This window comes from Magnetospirillum aberrantis SpK, assembly GCF_011022235.1.
In the GTDB taxonomy this organism is placed as follows: Bacteria; Pseudomonadota; Alphaproteobacteria; order Rhodospirillales; family Magnetospirillaceae; genus Magnetospirillum; species Magnetospirillum aberrantis.
Window position 1 is genome coordinate 17,702 of sequence record NZ_JAAIYP010000039.1, and the last position, 21,198, is coordinate 38,899.

Annotated in this window: 17 protein-coding genes; 5 read left to right on the top strand and 12 right to left on the bottom strand. The window is 65.8% G+C overall.

What is annotated here, in order from left to right; all coding sequences use genetic code 11:
- Nucleotides 1-147: 147 nt before the first annotated feature.
- The 7 genes from G4223_RS13175 to G4223_RS13205 form a co-directional block, all read right to left on the bottom strand.
- Nucleotides 148-1,476 (bottom strand): ArsB/NhaD family transporter, encoded by a 1,329-nt coding sequence (locus tag G4223_RS13175; RefSeq protein ID WP_163680480.1) that lies wholly within the window; start codon nucleotides 1,474-1,476, stop codon nucleotides 148-150.
- Complete coding sequence (locus tag G4223_RS13180) at nucleotides 1,477-1,926, bottom strand: CBS domain-containing protein (protein ID WP_163680484.1); 450 nt, start codon at nucleotides 1,924-1,926, stop codon at nucleotides 1,477-1,479. It lies immediately after the preceding gene.
- A gap of 83 nt (nucleotides 1,927-2,009) precedes the next feature.
- The gene (gene nhaA, locus G4223_RS13185) at nucleotides 2,010-3,218 is read right to left on the bottom strand and encodes a Na+/H+ antiporter NhaA (RefSeq protein ID WP_241004116.1); all 1,209 of its coding nucleotides are present in this window, start codon (nucleotides 3,216-3,218) and stop codon (nucleotides 2,010-2,012) included.
- Between the two features lie 79 nt (nucleotides 3,219-3,297).
- Nucleotides 3,298-3,918 (bottom strand): response regulator FixJ, encoded by a 621-nt coding sequence (gene fixJ / locus G4223_RS13190; RefSeq protein WP_163680487.1) that lies wholly within the window; start codon nucleotides 3,916-3,918, stop codon nucleotides 3,298-3,300.
- Nucleotides 3,915-5,486: an MASE1 domain-containing protein gene (locus G4223_RS13195; RefSeq protein WP_163680491.1), complete on the bottom strand. Its 1,572-nt coding sequence runs from the start codon at nucleotides 5,484-5,486 to the stop codon at nucleotides 3,915-3,917. The genes fixJ and G4223_RS13195 overlap by 4 nt, the downstream gene beginning before the upstream one ends.
- Complete coding sequence (locus G4223_RS13200) at nucleotides 5,483-6,094, bottom strand: response regulator transcription factor (RefSeq protein ID WP_163680494.1); 612 nt, start codon at nucleotides 6,092-6,094, stop codon at nucleotides 5,483-5,485. The genes G4223_RS13195 and G4223_RS13200 overlap by 4 nt, the downstream gene beginning before the upstream one ends.
- Nucleotides 6,091-8,010 (bottom strand): sensor histidine kinase, encoded by a 1,920-nt coding sequence (locus G4223_RS13205; RefSeq protein ID WP_163680498.1) that lies wholly within the window; start codon nucleotides 8,008-8,010, stop codon nucleotides 6,091-6,093. The genes G4223_RS13200 and G4223_RS13205 overlap by 4 nt, the downstream gene beginning before the upstream one ends.
- Before the next feature lie 211 nt (nucleotides 8,011-8,221).
- Between G4223_RS13205 and G4223_RS13210 the strand changes: the two genes are divergently transcribed.
- From G4223_RS13210 to G4223_RS13230, 5 genes are all read left to right on the top strand, one after another.
- Nucleotides 8,222-9,235, top strand: a complete 1,014-nt coding sequence (locus G4223_RS13210) for a TRAP transporter substrate-binding protein (RefSeq protein WP_163680501.1) — start codon at nucleotides 8,222-8,224, stop codon at nucleotides 9,233-9,235.
- A 68-nt stretch (nucleotides 9,236-9,303) separates the two neighbouring features.
- Nucleotides 9,304-10,092 (top strand): TRAP transporter small permease, encoded by a 789-nt coding sequence (locus G4223_RS13215; protein WP_163680504.1) that lies wholly within the window; start codon nucleotides 9,304-9,306, stop codon nucleotides 10,090-10,092.
- A complete protein-coding gene (locus G4223_RS13220) occupies nucleotides 10,089-11,372 on the top strand; it encodes a TRAP transporter large permease (RefSeq protein ID WP_163680507.1) in 1,284 nt (427 codons plus the stop codon). Before G4223_RS13215 ends, G4223_RS13220 begins: the two co-directional genes overlap by 4 nt.
- A gap of 289 nt (nucleotides 11,373-11,661) precedes the next feature.
- The gene (locus G4223_RS13225) at nucleotides 11,662-13,539 is read left to right on the top strand and encodes a hypothetical protein (RefSeq protein WP_163680509.1); all 1,878 of its coding nucleotides are present in this window, start codon (nucleotides 11,662-11,664) and stop codon (nucleotides 13,537-13,539) included.
- A 37-nt stretch (nucleotides 13,540-13,576) separates the two neighbouring features.
- Nucleotides 13,577-14,680: an FUSC family protein gene (locus G4223_RS13230; protein WP_338086878.1), complete on the top strand. Its 1,104-nt coding sequence runs from the start codon at nucleotides 13,577-13,579 to the stop codon at nucleotides 14,678-14,680.
- Here the strand turns inward: G4223_RS13230 and ptsP are convergent.
- From ptsP to glpK, 5 genes are all read right to left on the bottom strand, one after another.
- Entirely contained in the window at nucleotides 14,677-17,094 is a 2,418-nt protein-coding gene (gene ptsP / locus G4223_RS13235; RefSeq protein ID WP_163680512.1) for a phosphoenolpyruvate--protein phosphotransferase, read from the bottom strand. The two genes, G4223_RS13230 and ptsP, sit on opposite strands and share 4 nt — an antisense overlap.
- A gap of 13 nt (nucleotides 17,095-17,107) precedes the next feature.
- On the bottom strand, nucleotides 17,108-17,728 hold the full coding sequence (gene dhaL / locus G4223_RS13240) for a dihydroxyacetone kinase subunit DhaL (protein WP_163680514.1): 621 nt from the start codon (nucleotides 17,726-17,728) through the stop codon (nucleotides 17,108-17,110).
- A 63-nt stretch (nucleotides 17,729-17,791) separates the two neighbouring features.
- The gene (gene dhaK, locus G4223_RS13245) at nucleotides 17,792-18,793 is read right to left on the bottom strand and encodes a dihydroxyacetone kinase subunit DhaK (RefSeq protein ID WP_163680517.1); all 1,002 of its coding nucleotides are present in this window, start codon (nucleotides 18,791-18,793) and stop codon (nucleotides 17,792-17,794) included.
- Between the two features lie 55 nt (nucleotides 18,794-18,848).
- The gene (locus G4223_RS13250) at nucleotides 18,849-19,577 is read right to left on the bottom strand and encodes an MIP/aquaporin family protein (RefSeq protein ID WP_163680520.1); all 729 of its coding nucleotides are present in this window, start codon (nucleotides 19,575-19,577) and stop codon (nucleotides 18,849-18,851) included.
- A gap of 18 nt (nucleotides 19,578-19,595) precedes the next feature.
- Nucleotides 19,596-21,095 (bottom strand): glycerol kinase GlpK, encoded by a 1,500-nt coding sequence (gene glpK / locus G4223_RS13255; protein WP_163680524.1) that lies wholly within the window; start codon nucleotides 21,093-21,095, stop codon nucleotides 19,596-19,598.
- Nucleotides 21,096-21,198 lie beyond the last annotated feature (103 nt).

The window sequence follows — 21,198 nt, forward strand, 5'->3', positions numbered from 1 at the left end:
GCAAGATAGCGAACATCCGCTCAATATGCGAATGATTATCACTATCGCACGCATGCCCTGCCAGCCGGCAAACAAATGGGATCGCTGATTGGCGCTATACCGCGTGGCACCTCTGGTTTAATTCGCCCCGCCGGAAAGAACCGGGCGTCACAGATAACGCAGCCACAGATATAGACTGGCGATCGCCACCGACAGCAGCATCAGGCCGAAGGCCACCTTGAGGAACGGCATGAAGCGCACGGGATGTCCCGCCCGTTCGGCCATTCCGGCCACCGTCAGATTGGCCGAGGCCCCGACCAAGGTGCCGTTGCCGCCCAGACAGGCGCCCAGGGACAGCGCCCACCACAGCGGCTCCAGCCCCGCGTCCCCCCCCATGGTGGGGGCCATGCTTTTGACCAGCGGGATCATGGTGGCGACGAAGGGAATGTTGTCCACCACCGCCGACAAGATGGCCGAGGCCCACAGGATCAACATCGCGGTCACCGCCCTGTCGCCCCCCGTGACCGCCATCAGGTGCTGGGCCAGCCAATGCAGCACCCCGGCCACCTCGACGCCACGCACCACCACGAACAGGCCGATGAAGAAGAAGATGGTGATCCACTCCACCTCGCCGAAGATCCGGTTGATCTCGCGGCTTTGGCTTTCCGCGTCGCGCCCCAGGCAATACAGCAACATCAGCAGGGCCGCCCCCACCAAGGCGATGGTTCCCGGTTCCAGCCCCAGCGGATGGGCGAAGACAAAGGCGCCGATCACCACCGCCAACACCGCCAGGGATTGCCGCAACAAAACCATGTCGGTGATCGCCGCGCGGGCCGACATGCCCATGACCTTGGCCCGCGCCTCGGGGGAGGCGTTCAGGGCGCGGCCGTAAACCAGATGGAACACCCCGATGGTGACTGCCTGAATGCCGACGATGACCGGGGCCAGGTTCATGGCGAAATCGTTGAAGCTCAGCCCGGTGGCGGAACCGATCAGGATGTTGGGCGGATCGCCGATCAAGGTCGAGGTGCCGCCGATGTTCGAGGCGAAGATCATGGCCACCAGGAACGGCCAGGGTCTTATCTTCAGTTGCTCGGTGATGACCAGCGCCACCGGAACCACCAGCAAGACCGTGGTGACGTTGTCCAGCAAGGCCGAGAACAGTGCCGTCACCACCTGAAGCATGACCAGGATGCCGGCGGGATTGGCCTTGACCAGTTTGGCGGTCCACACCGCCACGAACTGGAACACCCCCGAGCGGCGGGTGATCGCCACCAGGATCATCATGCCCACCAGCAACGCGATGGTGTTGAAGTCGATGCCGGCCAGCGCCTCTTTCTGGTCGAGCACGCCGCACAGGATCATGATCCCGGCGCCCAACAGGGCGACCACCGCACGGTTGACCCGTTCGCTGATGATGGCGGCGTAGGTAACGGCCAGGACCAGGGTCGCCACCAGCATGGGCGGCAAGCCGAAGATTACCGAAGCAGCCGGCATCTACCGTTCCTCCACCAAGGTCGTCAGCACCGAGGCAGCCGTCAGCATCCCCACCAGACGCCCCTGGTCGTCGACCACCGATTGATAGGTGGCGCCGTGATGCATGCGGCGCAGGGCCTCGTGCAGCGAGGTCTCGGCCCGGATCGGGGTATGCGGGGCCATGTGGCGGGCGACGTCGTCCCCGGCGACCGAAGCCAGCCGTTCCCGCAACCCCTCGGGCTGTTCCGACAGAAAGCCGAGAGTGAAGTTGCCGCCGGCCAGACGCGCCCCGGTCGGCAACAAAAGCCGCGCCAACTCCCGTGGACCGAACAGCCCGACCACCCGCCCCTCGGCGGACAGCACCGGCAACGGCGCGAAACAACTGGCGGCGACAAGCGACATGGCCTTGGCGACGCTGTCATCGCAGCGCAGGACGGCCGAGGCCGGAACAACATAGGGAGCGCAGGTCATGGCGGGCCGGCCTTTGCGTGAAGGTCGGCCCGATTGTGCCTACGCGACATCCCTTATGGCAAGCCGGCCTTTGCGGAGGGGAGCTATGCCCGACGCGCCTTGAACACCTTGAACAGGCCATAGCCCACCAAGGCCGATACCAGCGACCCCAACAGCACCCCCAACCGGGTGTCGGCCATGGCCGTGTTGTCGGTGAAGGCAAGACCGGCGATGAACAGGCTCATGGTGAAGCCGATGCCGGTCAGGACGCTGGTGGCGTAAAGCTGGCCCCAACTCGCGCCTTCGGGCAAATGTGCCCATTTGGCCCGGATGATCAGCCAGGCACAGCCGAACACTCCCACCTGCTTACCGACGAACAGTCCCAAGGCCACGCCCAGGAACACCGGGTCGGCCAGGGCGCCAAGCCCCATGCCCTCGAACGACAGGCCGGAATTGGCCAATGCGAAAATCGGCAGGATGCCGAAGGCGACCCATGGATGAAGCTCGTGCTCGAGCACGCGCAACGGCGCGTTCTTGGCCGCCCCCTCGCCTCCCCGCAGCGGAATGAACAGACCTAAAAGCACGCCGGCGACGGTGGCATGAACCCCCGATTGCAGCATGCAGGCCCACAACACCAACCCGACCGCCATATAGGGCAGCAGACGGCGAACGCCGAAGCGGTTCAGCGCCGCAAGCACCAGCACGGCGCCACCAGCCCCGGCCAGATAGCCCCAGGACAGGTCGCTGCTGTAGAAGAAGGCGATGATCAGGATGGCGCCAAGGTCGTCGATGATCGCCAGCGCCGCCAGGAACACCCGCAGCGACACCGGCACCGAACGGCCCAGGACCGACAGCACGCCCAGCGAGAAGGCAATGTCGGTGGCCGACGGAATGGCCCAGCCGTGCAGGTGTGGACCATCGGCGTTGAACGCCACGAAGATCAGCGCTGGAACAGCCATGCCGCCCAGGGCGCCCAAGGCCGGCAACAGCACCTGGCCCAGTTGCGACAACTCGCCTTCCAGCATCTCGCGCTTGATTTCCAGCGCCACCAACAGGAAGAACACGGCCATCAGGCCGTCGTTGATCCAATGCAACACCGAGAGGTTGAGGCTGAAGCCGTCAAGCGAGATGCCGCCGTGCCAATGCAGGATGCGGTCGTACCATGGCCCCAACGGCGAGTTCACCACCGCCAGGGCGATGACCATCATGGCAACCAGCAAGATGCCGCCCGCCGATTCCATGGCCAGAAACGCACGCATGGCCTGAGCCAGGCGCCCTCCGGTCCTGACCTTGCCGTCACGCGTTCCGCTCATCGCTTTCCTTTTCCGATGTTGAGGGAGGCAATATAGGCGGTCAATCGCCGGACACAACCTTCGGCTTTCCCCAAGGGGTTCAAACCCCGTCCCCCTCGTCCAGCCTGAGCGCCATGCGCACCAGATCGGACAGGCTGGCGGCCGCCATTTTCTCCATCACGCGGGCCCGGTGGATTTCGACCGTCCGGGCCGAGATGGACAATTCCACCGCCACCGCCTTGTTGGGCATGCCCTGGACAACCAGATCCATCACCTCGCGCTCACGCGGGGTCAGGCTGGCGGCACGGGCGGCGATCTCGTCCACGTGGCGGCGTTCGCGAAACGCCCGCGCGCCCCGGTCCAGGGCGCGTTCCACCGCCGACAGCAAGACGTCCTCGTCGAACGGCTTTTCGATGAAATCGGCGGCGCCGGCCTTGAGCGCCTCGACCGCCATGGCCACGTCGGCGTGGCCGGTGATGATGATGACCGGCAAGTCGATGCGCGACAGCCCGAGATGGCGCAACAGCTCCAGCCCGCTCATGCCCGGCATGCGGACGTCGGCCACCACGCAGCCCGGCTGGGCGGGGTCCAGCACCGCCAGGAAGGAGGCCGCGTCGGCATGGGCCCGCGCGGCATGCCCGGCCGCTTCCAGCAAAAGCACCAGGGCATCGCGAATGGCGCCGTCGTCATCGACCACATGGACCACCGGCTGCACGATCATCTCCTCCCTTGCGTTTCCTCGGCCACGGGAAGGCTGAAGCGGAAGGCCGTTCCCTCGGCCCCCGAACGTTCCAGCCACAACGAGCCCCCGTGGGCTTCCACCAACGAACGGCAGATGCTGAGCCCCAGCCCCATCCCGGCCGCCTTGGAGGTGTTGAAGGGCTGGAACAGACGGCCCGCCACCTCGTCCGACAGACCGGGGCCGGTGTCGGCGATTTCGACCACCACCATGCCGTCCGTTTCCTCGGCGGCGACGGCGATCTCGCCGCCTCCATCCAGGGCGTCCATGCCGTTGCGCACCAGATTAAGCACCACCTGGCTCATCTGCACCGTGTCAACATGGACGGACGGCAACGCCTTGTCCACCCCAACGGCAAGACGGATGCCGCGTTGTGCGCATTCCGGCCGCACCACGGCCAACGCCTCGGCGACGATCGCCATGACCTGGGCCGGCGCCCGTGCGCTGCGGCCGGTGCCGATGAATTCGCGCAAGGACCGCACGATGTCGCCGGCCCGCTGGTTTTCCGCCACCGCCCGGTCCAGGGCGCCGCGCACCTTTTCCGTGTCGGCGACTTCCGCCGTCAACAGGCGCTGGGCACCACGGGTGAAGGCGATGGCGGCAAGCAAAGGCTGGTTGAGTTCATGCGCCAGAACGGCCGCCATCTCGCCGGCGGTGGACAGACGCGCCACCTGAGCCAGTTCCTCCTGGCGGGAATGCAGTTCGGCCTGGATGCGGCGGCGCTCGCTGATGGCCGCCCCCAGCACCAGCGTCACCGTGGCCAACGCCAGCATCAACGCCTGGAAGGTCACGACGATGCCCGCGTCCTCGGCGCTGAACACGGCGATCAGTCCCAATTGCGCCGCCAAATTGGCCGCCGCCGCCCCCTTGAGGCCAAAGCGGGTCGCCGCCCAGATCAAGGGCGGAAACAACAGATAGAAGAACTGGAAGTTCTCGGCGCCCCCCAGCCCGAACACCAGCCACAGCGCCGCCCCCAGGGCCAGCCCTTGGGCGGCGGCTTCCGCCATGACCCGTGCCGACGGCCATTCCATCGTACGAAACAGCAAAAGCGCCGGCGTGAACACCGCGATGCCGATCAGGTCGCCGACCCAATAACGCAGATAGGCTTGCGAAAACAGCGAGGGGGGAATCAACCCGCCAAGCAGGTGGAACCCCACATATCCCAGCCCGCCCAGGGACGCCGCCGCCACCGTCGCGGCCAACAAGATCATGACGTCGCGCAATCCGCCCAAATCGGCGTTGAAGCGGCAAAACCGCCGTAAAACCGTCGCGGCGGCGACATAGGACAGCACCACGGCGGCGTCGGCCGCCATCGGCGCCCATATGGGATGCGGCAAGCCACGCACCGAGGAATCGGCGAGCAACGTGGCGGCGAACACCAGCGGCATCGCCCGTGGCCCCACCACCAGCAACAACGCCAGCCCCAGTCCCGGCGGCGGGTTCCAGGGCGTGATGTTCAGCGCGTTCAGGGAATGGATGAAGCTGGCGTGGTCAAGCGCCACATAGGCGCAGACGAAGAAAACGGCTTGCCACACCTGGCGCAGGATCACCGCTCGCCCTTGTGGCTGGACAGCAATTGTGCCAGTTCCACCGCCGTCTTGACCCCCATCTTCTCGAACACATGGGCGCGGTGCACCTCGACCGTGCGCATGGTGATACCCAACTCGTCGGCGATCACCTTGTTCAGCTTGCCGGCCAGCACGAGCTCCATCACCTGACGTTCACGCGCCGTCAACTGCTCCAGTCGCGCCGCCAGATCGGCGGCGGCGGCCTCGTCCAGGCGACGTTGGGAATCCCATTCCAGCGCCTCGATCACCCGGTCCACCAGATCGTTGTCGTTGAACGGTTTCTCGACGAAGTCGCGCGCTCCCCTCTTCAGCGCCCCCACCGCCATGGGCACGTCACCGTGCCCGGTCAGGAAGATCACCGGGATCCGCGCCTGAACCTCGCGCAAGCGGTCGAACAGGTCCAGCCCGCTCATGCCGCTCATGCGGATGTCGAGCAACAGACAACCGGCGATGTCGGCGTCCCAGCAGCCCAGGAACTCTTCCGCCGAAGCGAAGGCCTCGGCCTCGACGCCGCGCGATTGCAACAGCCACGTCAGCGCATCGCGGATCGCCTCGTCGTCATCGACGACGAACACCTTGCCATATTTCATTCTGACCTCGCCGGCAGGGAAAAACGGAACACGGCGCCGCCGCCGTCATGGGGTTCGAACCACAATCGTCCCTGGTGGACCTCGATGATCGAACGGCAGATGTTGAGGCCCATGCCCATGCCTTCCGCCTTGGTGGTGAAGAAGGGTTGGAACAGGTTCCCCGCCACCTCGGCGTCGATACCATGGCCGTTGTCGGCCACCGAGACCACCACGCGGCCGTCGACCATCGCCACCTCGACCGACAGGCGGCGTTGGCGGGGCGGCGTCTGGGCCATGGCCTCGATGCCGTTGCGGGCCAGATTGAGCACAACCTGCTCCAGCAAGATGCGGTCGGCGGTCACCCGGGGATTTTCCGGCGCCAGTCTTGTGGTCAGGGTGACGCCGCGGCTTTTGGCGTCGAACTCGATAAAGCCGACGGTGTCCTCGATCACCGCGTTGATCGCGCATTCCCCCACCTGGGGTTCGGATTTGCGGACGAAGTCGTGCACACGGCGGATGATCTGGCCGGCGCGCTGCGCCTGCACCCCCAACTTGCCCAGGGCGGCCTTCAGTTCCTCGGGGCGGAAATTGCCACTCTCCAGGCGATTGAGACAGCCGGTGTTGTAGCTGGCGATGGCCGAAAGCGGCTGGTTCAGTTCATGCGCCAAGGTCGAGGCCATCTCGCCCATGGTGATCAGGCGGCCGGTCCGTTGCAGCTTTTCCCGCTGAAGGATTTCCATTTCCTCGGCGTTCTTGCGCTCGGTGACGTCCAGCACCGAAGCCATCCAGCCGGATTGGCGCCCGTCGGCGTCGATCAACGGCGCCTCGTAGATCAGCGCCCAGAAGATGTCGCCGTTGCGGCGGCGGAACTGGATTTCGAAGCCTTCGGGCGGGGCGTTGCCGGCCATCACCCTTTGGTGCCATTCCATGGTCACCTCAAGCGCGTCGGGCGACCAATAGGGCATGGGCGGCAGACACCCCACCAGTTCCTCGGCGGACCAGCCGACCATGCGGCAGAACGCCGGGTTGACATAGGTGATGCGGCCGTCGAGGTCGCGGGCCCGCATACCCACCGTCAGCGAATCCTCCATGGCCTTGCGAAAGGCGTGTTCGACCCTCAGCGCCTGTTCGGCGGCCTGACGCCGCCGGCCGTGGCGGCGCATGGCCCACAGCGACGACACCGCCAGCACCGCCAGCACGAAGATCGCCGCCACCAGGACGTTGCGGGCCAGATCGGCCTCGGCGGCGTAGACGGTGGCGACCACCGCCAGCCCCTGGCCCGGCGGTTCCAGGCGCACCTGATGGCTGGGCCCCGGCTCGGGCAATTGCACGTTGGTCTTGGCCCCCAGCACGGTGCCGTTGCCGTCGATGATTTCGACCTTGTACTTTTCCGCCACCCACCATGGCACCTGCCGGGCCAAAAGGGATTCCACGTTGACCACGCCGACAAGCTCGCCGACGAACCGCCCCCGGTCGTAGATCGGCACATAGGCTTCGAAAAGATAGCCGCTTCCCGGCAAGGTGAAGGGCGCCGACCACGCCACCCGGCCGATGGAACGGGCCAGCACGAAAGCCGACCACCATGGCGCCGCCTCGCCGGGGGGAGGCCCCGCCGCCTCGCTGTCCAGCGGCGGCACCGCCGCCGCCAGTTGCCCCTCGGGGTCACGCAGCAAGATCCGGTCGAATTCACCGCCGGTGTTGATCAACCCCTGAGCGTGGACGGCAAAGACCTCGCCCTCGAGTTTGCCCCGCACCATCTCGGCGGCAAGCTGTCCCAGCTTCTCCTCGCCGGAGACGAGGTGGAAATGCAGGTTCTGTTCGACCCACAAGATGTCCTTGATCAGCGCGACGCGGGTGTCCTCGACCTCGTTGCGGTGCAAAAGCCACAACAGCACGCCCAACAGCATGATCACCAACGCCATGGCGGCGATGGTCATCCCTTGCAGCGGAGAACGTGCGTGAAATCCCGGAATGACCGTCCCCCCCGTCCAATCGCGCCATTGACACCATGCCCAAAAAGGCACTTTTCCTGGTGTTCCCCAGCCCTGTTACCCGCTTGTTCGGAAATCCACAATAGCCGAGTTGCGGAAACTTTCGAACAATCACGGGGATAAAGGCTTGCATAATCTTTTCGGGAGGAAGACCCTGATGAAATTCCGTACCCTCGTTGGCTGCGTGCTCGCCGGTGTTCTCGCCGCCGGCACCGCCATGGCGCAAGACGCCCAGCCCATCGTCATCAAGTTCAGCCACGTCGTGGCCGCCGACACCCCCAAGGGCAAGGCCGCCGAGATGTTCAAGAAGCTGGCCGAGGAACGGACCAAGGGCCGCGTCAAGGTCGAGGTCTATCCCAACAGCCAGCTCTACAAGGACAAGGAAGAGCTCGAGGCGTTGCAGTTGGGCGCCGTGCAGATGCTGGCCCCCTCGCTCGCCAAGTTCGGCCCGCTGGGCGTCAAGGAATTCGAGGTCTTCGACCTGCCTTACATCTTCCCGTCCAAGGACGTGCTGCGCGCCGTCACCGAAGGCCCGATCGGCAGCAGCCTGCTGAAGAAGCTTGAGAGCAAGGGCATCATCGGCCTGGCCTATTGGGACAACGGCTTCAAGGTGCTGTCGGCCAACAAGCCGCTGATCAAGCCCGACGACCTCAAGGGTCTCAAGATGCGTATCCAGTCGTCCAAGGTTCTGGACGCCGAAATGCGTGCTCTGGGCGCCCTGCCGCAGGTCATGGCCTTCTCGGAAGTCTATCAGGCGTTGCAGACCGGCGTCGTCGACGGCACCGAGAACCCGCCCAGCAACATGTACACCCAGAAGATGCACGAAGTGCAGAAGTACGGCACCGTCACCAACCATGGCTATCTGGGCTATGCGGTGATCGTGAACAAGAAGTTCTGGGAAGGCCTGCCGGCCGACATCCGCGCCGTCCTCGAGGGCGCGATGAACGAATCCACCCGCTTCGCCAACGCCATCGCCCAGACCGAGAACGACGACGCGCTCGCCGCCATGAAGGCGTCGGGCAAGACCGAGTTCCACCAGCCCACCAAGGAAGAGCTGGAAGTCTGGCGCAAGGCCCTGCTGCCGGTGCATCAGGCCATGGAAGGCCGCGTCGGCGCCGCCCTGATCCAGTCCATCTACAAGGAAGCCGAAAAGTTCGGCTTCAAGAACTGATCTTGTAAGTGCGAGGGGGGTGCCCGCTTGCATCGGGCACCCCTTTTGTCTGCGCATGCGGAGCTGCCATGTCTAAAATTATCGACCACATCGAGGAATGGCTGATCGCCTTCCTCATGGCCGCGGCGACGGTCATCATTTTCGTCGCGGTCATGCACCGCTACGCCGCCGGCGTGTCGTTCCTGTACCCCCTGGTCCATCACCTTGATTTTTCCTGGGCCCAGGAATTGTGCATCATCATGTTCGTGTGGATGGCCAAGTTCGGCGCCGCCTACGGCGTGCGCACCGGCATCCATGTCGGCGTCGACGTGCTGATCAACCGTCTCGACGACCGCATGCGCGGCAGGTTCATCGTTTTCGGCCTGTTGGCCGGCGCCACCTTCACCGGCACCATCACCATCCTTGGCGGTGATTTCGTGTGGGAGAACGGCGCCCATTATTCGATCTTCAGCACGCTCGGCATCGCCGGCGAGGATCTGTACGAAGGCCCCATCACCGCCGACCTGGAATGGCCGACCTGGATCGTCTATTCCGCCATTCCGCTGGGCTCGGGCCTGATGTGCTTCCGCTTCCTCCAGGTGTGCGCCAGCTTCATCAAGACCGGCGAGTTGCCGCACCACGACCACGGCCACGTCGAGGGACTGGAAGAGGACAAGAGCGACGAACAGCGCAGCGCCCAGGACATCAACTGGTTCGAGATGGACGACGGACTGCATCCCAAGGACCTGGCCCACCACAAGGGCGAAGGCGGCGACCCGTCGCTGGACGGCAGGATCTCGACCCCCAAGGACCCCACCCCCGACGACTGGGAGGGCGGCGACGCCTCTGCCAAGCAGCAAGAGGAGCCCCGCAAATGAGCGCGTTCGTCATCTTCGGGCTTCTTCTGGTCCTGATGCTGACCGGCATGCCCATCTCGATTTCGCTGGGCCTGACCGTTCTCACCTTCCTGTTCACCATGACCGACGTTCCGATCCAGTCGGTGGCGCTCAAGCTGTTCACCGGCATCGAGAAGTTCGAGATCATGGCCATCCCGTTCTTCATCCTGGCCGGCAACTTCCTGACCCATGGCGGCGTCGCACGGCGCATGATCAATTTCGCCACGGCCATGGTCGGACACTGGCATGGCGGCCTGGCCCTGGCCGGCGTGGTCGCCTGCGCCTTGTTCGCCGCGGTGTCGGGCTCGTCGCCCGCGACCGTGGTGGCCATCGGCTCGATCATCCTGCCGGCCATGGTCAAACAGGGCTTCCCGCGCAAGTTCGGCGCCGGCGTCATCACCACCTCGGGCGCCCTGGGCATCCTGATCCCGCCGTCCCTGGTGATGGTGATGTACGCGGTCGCCACCAACACCTCGGTCGGCGCGCTGTTCATGGCCGGCGTCATCCCCGGTCTGGTGCTGGCGACCCTGCTGGGCCTGACCACCTGGGCGATCGCCAAGAAAAACAACTATCCCCGCCTGCCCAAGGCGACATGGAAGGAACGCGCCCGCACCTTCCGCGAGGCCATCTGGGGGCTGATGCTGATCGTCATCGTCATCGGCGGCATCTATTCCGGCGTGTTCACCCCCACCGAAGCGGCGGCCATGAGCGCGGTCTACGCCTTCGTCGTCGCGGTGTTCGTCTATAAGGACATGCCGCTCAAGGGCGTCACCAAGATATTGCTGTCGTCGGCCTCCATGTCGGCCATGCTGCTGTACATCATCACCAACGCGGTGCTGTTCAGCTTCGTTCTCGCCAACGAGAACATCCCGCAGGCCATCGCCGATTGGATCGTCGCCAACCAGTTCGGCGTCATCGCCTTCCTGCTGGTGACCAACGTGCTGCTGCTGGCGGCCGGCAACTTCATGGAACCGTCGTCGATCGTCCTGATCATGGCCCCCATCCTGTTCCCGGTGGCCATGAAGCTGGGCATCGACCCGGTGCATTTCGGCATCCTGATCATCGTCAACATGGAGGTCGGCATGTGCCATCCGCCGGTTGGCCTGAACCTCTATGTCGCCTCGGGAATCACCAAGATGGGCATCACCGAGCTGACCGTCGCGGTCATGCCATGGTTGCTGACCATGCTGGGTTTCCTGATCGTGGTGACCTATTGGCCGCCGCTGTCGCTGTGGTTGCCCAAATACCTGGGCATCATGTAGCGTCACCTCACAAAACCGGTGGCTGGCCCGCAAGGGACGGCCACCGGAAAGGTGCCCCGAAGATTTTCAACACCAAACAGGGCGGCCCGTTTACCAGCCCACGCTCGTCTTTGGCTGGACGCACGCCCGACGAAGCGTATCATCAAAACCCGCCGACACCATTTCCGGGGCATACTCTGGAAATGGTGTCGCTTCACGCACTGGCGGCATGATCATCAATCCCGTGATAGGTTAAGGCCAAACGGAAGGGACCGCCGGTCCGACCGTTCGGCCCACCAGGGGGAAAATCATGCGCATGGGATTGATGGCCGCCGCCCTGACGATGCTGGCGGCACCGGGGATGGCCGCGCCGCTGTGCGACGGCCGTTACGACGGCGCGGCGCAGATGGTGGACGCCGCCATCGGGAAATACGGCACGCTGTATTCCGGCGGCAACCATTGGCACTCTCTGGACAACGTGGCCGCGACGCTGGATCTGCTGCGGCTGTGGCGCGGCAAGGATGACGTGGGCTTTCGCATGGCGGAACGGCCCGTCACCGTCGACATGCCGCTGTTCGGGCCGCTCAGCTATGCCGAGGTGGTGGGCGAGGCGCTGGACACGGTCGAGGCCGACACCCCCGCCCCGGAGGCCCTAGCCCAAACCGCCCTGGTGCTGGACCTGGCGACCGCCCTGGGCGACACCCCCGATTGGTGGCGTCAGGACACACCCCGCCCCGACAGCAACAGCGCCGCCCTGGTGGCCCTGGCCGCGCAGCGCCCCCTTCTGGACTGGCTGCAAGTGGTGCTGGCGGCGTCGGACGCCCCCTGGGCCATGGGCTGGCACCTGCCCGACCTCCAGGAGGGCGACCGCACCGAGGCCTTCGACCGCCTGCGCGCCGACGCGCTGGACAGAGCGCGGGCCGGACACGGATTGGAATGGGCGGTGGCGGCCCAGATATTGGGGCGTCCCGGTGCCGCCGAAGACGCCGAGTTGCGCGCCCAGGCCGCCGAATGGCGCGACAAGGTCCAAGATTGCAGTGCCAGCCCGGCCGAATACGCCGCCTTCGCCGTCGCCAGCACCGCCTCCGCCGCCGAGCGGGTCGATCCGGCGCTGTTGCCGACTAGAACTGCCCTGTGGGTGAACCGCAACATCGCCATGACCATGGTGGCCAAGGGTGAACCGGGCGGTTTGGCCGCCCTTGGCCATGCCGACCACCGCTTCGCCCCCTGGCTGGCGGTGGCGCGAACCTATGCCGCGTCGTCACTGACGGAAATCGAGGAATTGCACCGGAACCGGCCGGTGAACAACAAGAGCTTGCGGGCGTTGAACGTACTTCCGGCCGCTGGCCTGCAACGCTTGGCGTTGTCCGACGCCTTCAGGGGTAACGACCGTGTCGCCCTGTTGCGGGCCGCCTTTACCCGGCAGATGGCACTGGGCAACACCAAGGACGCCAAGCGGCTGTTGAACGCCCTGCGGCGGGTCGATCCCCAAGCATACATCCCCGCCTTGGAACACCGCCTGCCCGAGGAGGTGGCCATGGCCCTGGCCGCCGCCCGCCTGCCCGGCCTGACGACGCTGGTCAGTAGCACCAATCCCGAGGACTTCGAATACGACACCGGCATCAGCCTGTACGAAAACCGTTACCGCCTGGAACTGCCGGCGGAATTCGCCAGCGGCGCGGCGGTTCAGGGCGATTTGGAAACCTGGCTGTTGCTGCCGCAACGCTGGTACCGCTTTCGTGCCATGCATGGCATGACATGGGATGCACTGGACCGTCTTAACGGCCGCGGCCGCTATTCATGGCGCGTGACCATTGCCCCGACTCCTGCCCTGTTCGCCGAGGATTCGCCGTTCGGGCTGGCCCGGCTGGCCGATTTCGCGGAACTGAAGCGGCTGCGGGGCGACAACGGCGTGGTGCGCCGGATCAGCGAGACGTTGCTGCCCTGGGCCGAGGCGGAATCCTCGAACGCCGTCAAGCGCCTGTTCCTGCACCCCGACCTGACCGCCGAGGCGCTTTACCGGGTGGTCAGGCTGGCACGCCATGCCGATCCCGAGATGGACGACGTGACACCCCTGGCCCGGCGGGCCTTTGTCCTGTTGCACCGGCGTTTTCCCCATTCGGAATGGACGCGGCGGGCCAGGACGTGGCGCGGACCGTTGGAAACGGATTGCGGCTGTCGGAACTGACGACGCCTTGGCGAAAGACGAAAGGAAACGCGGAAAAGTGAGCGAGGAGCAAAGCATGCCATGGTGGCGCCGCCTGTATATGGGCGCCAAAGCGGAAATCGGCGCCTTGGCCCGCGTCAACGTCAGCGACCGGCTGTGGCAGATGCCGGTGGCCGCCGCCCTGGCCAGCGGCCTGCCATTGCTGGTGGGCGCATGGTTCGACCACCTGGATTACGGGCTGGTGTCGTCGCTGGCCGGTCTGGTGTTCCTGTACATGCCGCCGACGCCGCTGTCGCACCGCATGGTGTTCCTGATGGCTTGCGCCTTCGCCATGACCGCCTGTTACACCCTGGGCGTCATCAGCCATTTCGTGCCGATACTGATGATGCCGACCTTGATCTTCATTGCCGTCCTGGCGGCCATGCTGTGCCGTTTTTACGGGGTCGGCATGCCCGGCAGCCTGTTCTTCATCATGGTGGCATCCATCGGCGCCTATTCCCCCATCGGCATCCTTGAGGTTCCGCTGATGGTGGGGCTGTTCAGCATGGGCACGCTATTGGCCGGACTGATCGGCTTTTTCTACAGCCTGCACGCCTTGAGCCTGCGTCCCGCCCAGCCGGTGCCGGAACGGCCGCCGGTCAACTTCGAATCCATGGTGCTGGAACCCGTGGTGTTCGGAACCTTCGTCGGCCTGTCGCTGGCCGCCGCCCAGGTTCTGCAACTGGAAAAAGCCTATTGGGTGCCGGTCAGTTGCCTGGCGGTGATCCAGGGCACCTCGTTGCGTGCGGTGTGGACGAAAAAGGTGCACCGCATCCTTGGCACCTCGGTCGGATTGATGGTGGCGTGGGGCCTGTTGTCGCTGCCGCTGGACAAATGGACCATCGCCCTGGTGATGATGGCGCTCAGCTTCATCATCGAGACGGCGGTGGTGCGCCATTACGCCGTCGCCGTGGTGTTCATCACGCCGTTGACCATCCTGCTGGCCGAAGCCGCGACCCTGGGCCACGGCCCCACCGCCGAATTGGTCCAGGCGCGTTTCTTCGACACCGTTCTGGGCTGCACCATCGGCCTTGCCGGCGGCTTTTGCCTGCATGACCCGCGCCTGCGCGGGCCGTTGCGCGCCGTGTTATTGCGCCTGACACCGCAACGACTGCGCGGTTAAGCACCTCCGGCCGCCAGATCGCGCACCGACCATTCCCGGATTCGGGCCTTGATGGCGCCGACCTGATTGGGGCGGACACTGAGCGATCGAATCCCGGCACCGACCAGCAACGCGGCGGCGGCGGGATTCGAGGCGGCGTCGCCGCATACCGAGACATGGCATCCGACGGCGTCGGCCGCCGCGCACAGATCGCCGATGACCCGCAGCACGGCGGGATGGGTTGCGTCCTGAAGCTCGCTCAATTCGGCGTTGCCGCGCTCTGCCGCCAGCAAATACTGGGTCAGGTCGTTGGTGCCGATGGACAGGAAATCGACCTTGCCCAGGAACGACTGGATGCAAAGGGCGGCGGCGGGAACCTCGACCATCATGCCCAGGCATACCGGCCAGGCGTGGGAAACGCCTTGATCCGACAAGTGTTCGTGCGCCTGCTCAAGCAGCGCACGGGCTTGCTCCACCTCGTCCGGCACGGTGACCATGGGCAGCATGATCCACAGATCCCGCCCCAATCCGGCCCGCAGGATGGCCCGCAGGTTCGAGGCGAAGAAATCCGGCTCGCGCAGCGACAGACGTACCCCGCGCACCCCCAGGAACGGATTTTGTTCCGGCCGGGGGGGCAGATAGGGTGCCGGTTTGTCGGCACCGATATCGGGCGTGCGAACGACCACCGGCCCGGCCCCCAGGGGCGCCAGGATGTCGGCAAGCGCCCGGTATTGTTCCTCCTCGGACGGAGAGTGAGAGAACGACAGATAGGCGAATTCCGTGCGCAGCAGCCCCACCCCTTCGGCGCCGTTGGCCTTGGCAGCGGCGGCATCGGCGGCGGTGGCGACATTGGCCAGAACCTCGACGGCGACACCGTCACGGGTCACCGCCGGCTGATCCGCCCCGGCGCGGTCGGCGGCACGGGCACTTTCAAGCGCCTGTCGGCGCGCCGTGATGGTGGCCTGTTGTTCGGCAGTGGGATCGACCCAGATTTCGCCGCTGGCCCCGTCCATGCCGATCAGGCCGGCGGCGAACAACTGGTCAGGCGATGCGCCGACGACCATGGGAATCCCCAGGCCGCGGATCAGGATGGCGGCGTGGGCGGTGGGGCTGCCGCGCTGGGCCACGATGCCCAGCACCGAACCCGGCCGGCAGGCCATGGCCTCGCTGGGCAGCAATTCGTCGGTCACCAGGATGGCCGGCGGATCGGGAACGATGGGGGCCGACGCGGATTGCCCGGCCAAGGCCCGTTCGACCCGGCCGGCGATGTCGCGCAGATCGGCGGCCCGCGCCCTGAGATAGGGATCATCCATGGCGGCATATTGGTCGGCGACGGCATGGGCCGCATCGCGCCACGCCCCGAGGGCGGACGCCTCGCCGGCGACCACCTTGGCCCGCACCGGAGCCAGCAAGGCATTGTCTTCAAGCATCAGCGCCTGGGCGGCGAAGATGGCGGCGGTCTTGGCGTCCAGTCCGGCAGGGCGGCGCAATTCGTCGGCCACACGGATCAAGGCGGCGTCCAGACGGGCCAGTTCCCGTTCCGGCGTTTCCGCCCGGTAATCGCTGCGCACGGGCAGGGCAGCGGACAAGGCCATGACCCGGCCCAGGGCAATCCCTTCCGACACGCCGACCGGCTTGCCGTCGTCCTTGGGCTCGGGGGCGACGGCGAACGCCTCCCCGTGCGCCACCAGATCGGCCTCGCCGAAATGGTCGGCGATCAACGCCCGCAGACGATCGGCGGCGGCACCGGCATCGGCGCCACGCACGCTGAACCGCAGACGGTCGCCCTTGCGGGCCTGGACCAGCCCCACCGCGGTCAGACTGCGGGCCGAAGCCGGGCCGCGCCCGTTGGTCAGGTTGACAAGCGTGACCTCGGCGGCAAAACCGCCCATGGCCTGAACCAAGGTCGCGGCGGGACGGGCGTGCAGACCGTGAGGGTTGGCGATGTCGGCCTCGATCTCGACGGCTTCGCCCACCGCGACAACAGGCGGAGCGGAAGCAAAGGCGGTGGGTTCGTCGCCCAATTGTCCCTGTTTCGGCGCCAGGGCGGCCAGGGCTTCGGCGGCCACGTCGTCCAAGGTGCCACCGGCCTTGGCCAGTACCGAGGCGGCGACAGCCGCCTCGACCAAGGGGGCGGCCACCAAACGGATCTTGGCCGCAACGTCGGGCACGTCGTCGGCTTCCAGCAGTTCCACCGCCGTCTGCGCCGACAACACGGCGCTGCCCAGATCCATCAGCACCAAGGCGCCGTCACCGTCGCAGAACGGTCTCAGCACCTCGGAGATGTGCACGGCGTCGGTGCCCAGTTCCGCGAAATCGTCACCGACACCGGCCGCGACCGCCACGGGAAAATCGGGGCCGACCATCTGGGCGACCAGATCGGCCAGGGCCAGGGCCAGGGCCTTGCTATGGGAAACCAGGACGATGCCGACCATGACCGGCCTCCGTTCAGGCGCAGGCTTGGGCCAGGGCGGCGAACAGCAAGGCCACCGAATTGGCGCCGGGGTCCTGATGGCCGATGCTGCGCTCGCCCAGATAAGAGGCGCGGCCCTTGCGTGCCAGCATGGGCGCGGTGGCGGTGGCGGCGGCACGGGCGGTCTCGGCTGCCTTGGCGGTGCCTTGGGCCAGATCGGAAGCGGCGGCCAAGGCGTCGATGGCTGGAATCAGGGCGTCCACCATGGTCTTGTCGCCGGGCTCGGCCTTGCCGCGACGGCGAATATCGCCCAATCCCGCCCCCAGCACGGCCGCCAGGCCAGCGGCGTCCAGTTCGGTCTTGCCGGCGCTTTGCTTGCCCAGTTCCAGGAAAAAACCGCCATAAAGCGGCCCCGAGGCGCCGCCGACGCTGGACAACAAGGTCATGCCCACGCTTTTGAACAGCGCCGCCAGATCGGCAGGCGGCGCGGAATCGATCTTCTTGGTCACCGCGGCCATGCCGCGCGCCATGTTGGCACCGTGGTCGCCATCGCCGATGGCGGCGTCCAACTCGCTGAGATGGGCGGCGTTGGCGTCGATGGATTGGGCGGCGGCCTTGATCCAGGCCAATGCCTGGGACAGGGAAAAGGCGGACATGGCGACCTCGCGGCGTTGAAGAAAAAAGGGGAATCCGCGCCCCGCAAGGGGCGCGGACCGGGCTCACACACCCCAGCGCAAGGCCGGCGTGTTCACAGGAGCATCCCACAAACCAAGCAACGTGTCGTCGCACCGCAACGCGGTGACCGAAGTTCCCGCCATCTCAAGGCTGGTGATATAGCTGCCGACCAGCGAACGGCTGACGGTCAGCCCGTGCTTGGCGGCGATCTCGGCCGCCTTGCGATAGACGATGTAAAGCTCGATCAGGGGCGTGCCGCCCATGCCGTTGACGAACAAGATGATGCTTTCACCGGCCTTGAACGGCAGGTCGGACAACACCGGCTCCATCAGCATGGCCGCGACTTCGTCGGCCTTGGCGATGGGAACGCGATGGCGGCCCGGCTCGCCATGGATGCCGATGCCCACTTCCATCTCGTTCTCGGCCAGTTCAAACGACGGCTTGCCCAGATGCGGCACGGTACAAGGCGTCAGCGCCATGCCCATGCTGCGGCCCGAGGCGCGGATGCGGTCGCCCAGCGCCTTGAGGCCGGCAAGGTCCATGCCCTTCTCGGCAGCGGCGCCCAACAGCTTCTCCATCAGCACCGTCAGGCCGACGCCGCGCCGGCCGGCGGTGTAAAGGCTGTCCTCGACCGCCACGTCGTCGTCGGTCAGCACCGATTCCACGGCGATGCCTTCGTCACGCAGCATGTCGGCGGCCATGTCGAAGTTCATGACGTCGCCGGTATAGTTCTTGACGATCTGCAAGACGCCGGCACCGCCGTTGGCGGCCTTGCCCGCCTCGTACATCTGGTCCGGGGTCGGGCTGGTGAAGACATGGCCGGGACACGCGGCATCCAGCATGCCGTAGCCGACGAACCCGCCATGCATGGGCTCGTGGCCGCTGCCGCCGCCCGAGACCAGGGCGACCTTGCCCTTGGCCGTCGCGTCCTTGCGCACCACGTAGAACGGGTCGAAGCAAATCCGCAGACGGTCGGCGTGCGCGGCCTGCATGCCTTCCAGTGCCTCGCGCACCACGTCTTCGGGCGCGTTGATGAGCTTTTTCATGGAAGCCTCCGAAAAAGACCCCCGGCGCCCAAAGGCGCCGGGGGAAGGGTTCGACCTAGAGGATACCGGTCAGCTTGCAAATAACCGCACCGACCACACCGCCGGCCAGCGGCGCCAGCACCGGCACCAGGGCATAGCCCCAATCGGAACCACCCTTGCCGGCGATCGGCAGAACCTGGTGGGCGATGCGCGGACCAAGGTCACGGGCGGGGTTGATGGCGTAACCGGTGGGACCACCCAGGGACAGACCCAGGCTCCACACCAGCATGCCCCACAGGTAGGGACCGAAACCGGCCGGCAAGCCGGACGCGGCCACGCCCTTGGAACCGATGGCGAAGCCCACCAGCACCAGCACGATGGTAACCAGGAACTCGGTCAGCGCGTTGGCGGGAATGTTGCGGATGCCCGGGCCGGTCGAGAAGATCGCCAGCTTGAGCCCCGCGTCCTCGGTCGCCGCCCAATGCGGCAGGTAGACCAGCCAGACGATGGCCGCGCCGACGAAGGCGCCGGCCACTTGGGCCGCGATATAGGGCACGACATTGGCGTAATCGCCGCTGCCCACCGCCAAGGCGACGGTGACCGCCGGGTTGAGGTGGGCGACACCGCCCACGCCCAGACTGGTGATGATGCCGGCCAGGACGGCCAGGCCCCACCCGGTGGTGATGACGATCCAGCCGCTGTTCTGGCCTTTGGATTTATTGAGAAGAACGTTGGCGACCACGCCGTCACCCAGAAGGATGAGGATCATGGTTCCGAGGAATTCACCAAATACAGGTCCGGTCATGATGGCATCCTCCGAAAATCACTCGACCCAGTCGAAGGTACGGGTCACGGCCTTCTTCCAGAAGTGATACAGGTTGTCGCGTTTCTCTTGTTCCATCGACGGAATCCACCGATGGTCCTCGGCCCAATTGGCTACCAGTTCGTCGGTGTCCTTGAAGAAGCCCACCGCCAGACCGGCGGCATAGGCCGCGCCCAAGGCCGTGGTTTCCAGCACCACCGGCCGCACCACCGGCTTGTTCAGGATGTTCGACTGGAACTGCATCAACAGGTGGTTGACCGTCATGCCGCCGTCGGTCCGCAAATTGTCGAGCGCGATGCCCGAATCCTTTTCCATGGCGTCCACCACCTCGCGCACCTGGAAGGCGGTGGCCTCGAGGACGGCGCGGGCGATGTGGCCCTTGTTGACGAACCGGGTCAGGCCGGCGATGACACCGCGTGCGCTGTCTTTCCAATAGGGCGCGTAAAGGCCCGAGAAAGCCGGCACGAAATAGACGCCGCCATTGTCGTTGACGGTGCGGGCCAAGGCTTCGATGTCGGTGCTTTTCTCGATGATGCTCAGATTGTCGCGCAGCCATTGCACCAAGGCGCCGGTGATGGCGATGGACCCTTCGAGGGCGTAGACCGCGGGTTTCTCGCCGATCTTGTAGCCGACCGTGGTCAACAGGCCGCAGGTGGACGGCACCGCTTTCTCGCCGGTGTTCATCAGCATGAAGCAGCCGGTGCCGTAGGTGTTCTTGGCCTCGCCCGGCTTGAAGCAGGCTTGGCCGAACAGTGCCGCCTGCTGGTCGCCCAGGTCGCCGGCGATGGGCACGCCCGCCACCGGGGCGAAGGTAGCGTTGGCGTAAACCTCGGCGCTGGAACGGATTTCCGGCAACATCTTCTTGGGAATGCCGAAATCGGCCAGAATCTCGTCGTCCCATTGCAGGGTGGAGAGATTCATCAATTGGGTGCGGCTGGCATTGGTGACATCGGTGACGTGCACGCCGCCGTTGACGCCGCCCGACAGGTGCCAGATGACGAAGGTGTCGATGTTGCCGAACAACAGGTCGCCGGCCTCGGCCGCCGCGCGGGCACCGGGGACGTTTTCCAGGACCCAGCGAATCTTGAGACCGCTGAAATAGGTGGTCAGCGGCAGGCCGGTCTTGGTGCGGTAGCGGTCCTGGCCGCCATGGGCGGCGAAGTGCGGCAACACGTCGGCGACGCGGGTGTCCTGCCAGACGATGGCGTTATAGACCGCCTGACCGGTCTTCTTGTTCCATACAACCGTGGTTTCGCGCTGGTTGGTAATGCCGATGGCGGCCAGATCGCTGGGGCGCAGCCCCTTGGCTTCCATCGCCTCGGAAATCACCTCTTCCAGCCGGCGCCAGATTTCAGCCGGGTCGTGTTCGACCCAGCCGGGCTTGGGATAGATCTGCTCGTGCTCCTTCTGCGCCACGCTGACGATGCGTCCGGTGCGGTCGAACACGATAAAGCGCGAACTGGTCGTGCCTTGGTCGATTGCGCCGATATAGGTTGCCATGTGCGTTACCCCCGTTTCAGCGCGTCAGGCAGGCGAAACTTCGCGGCCATCGGCGCAGTTTCAAGGCGTGGGCTGGACCGGAACGGACATGGGCACGACGAAC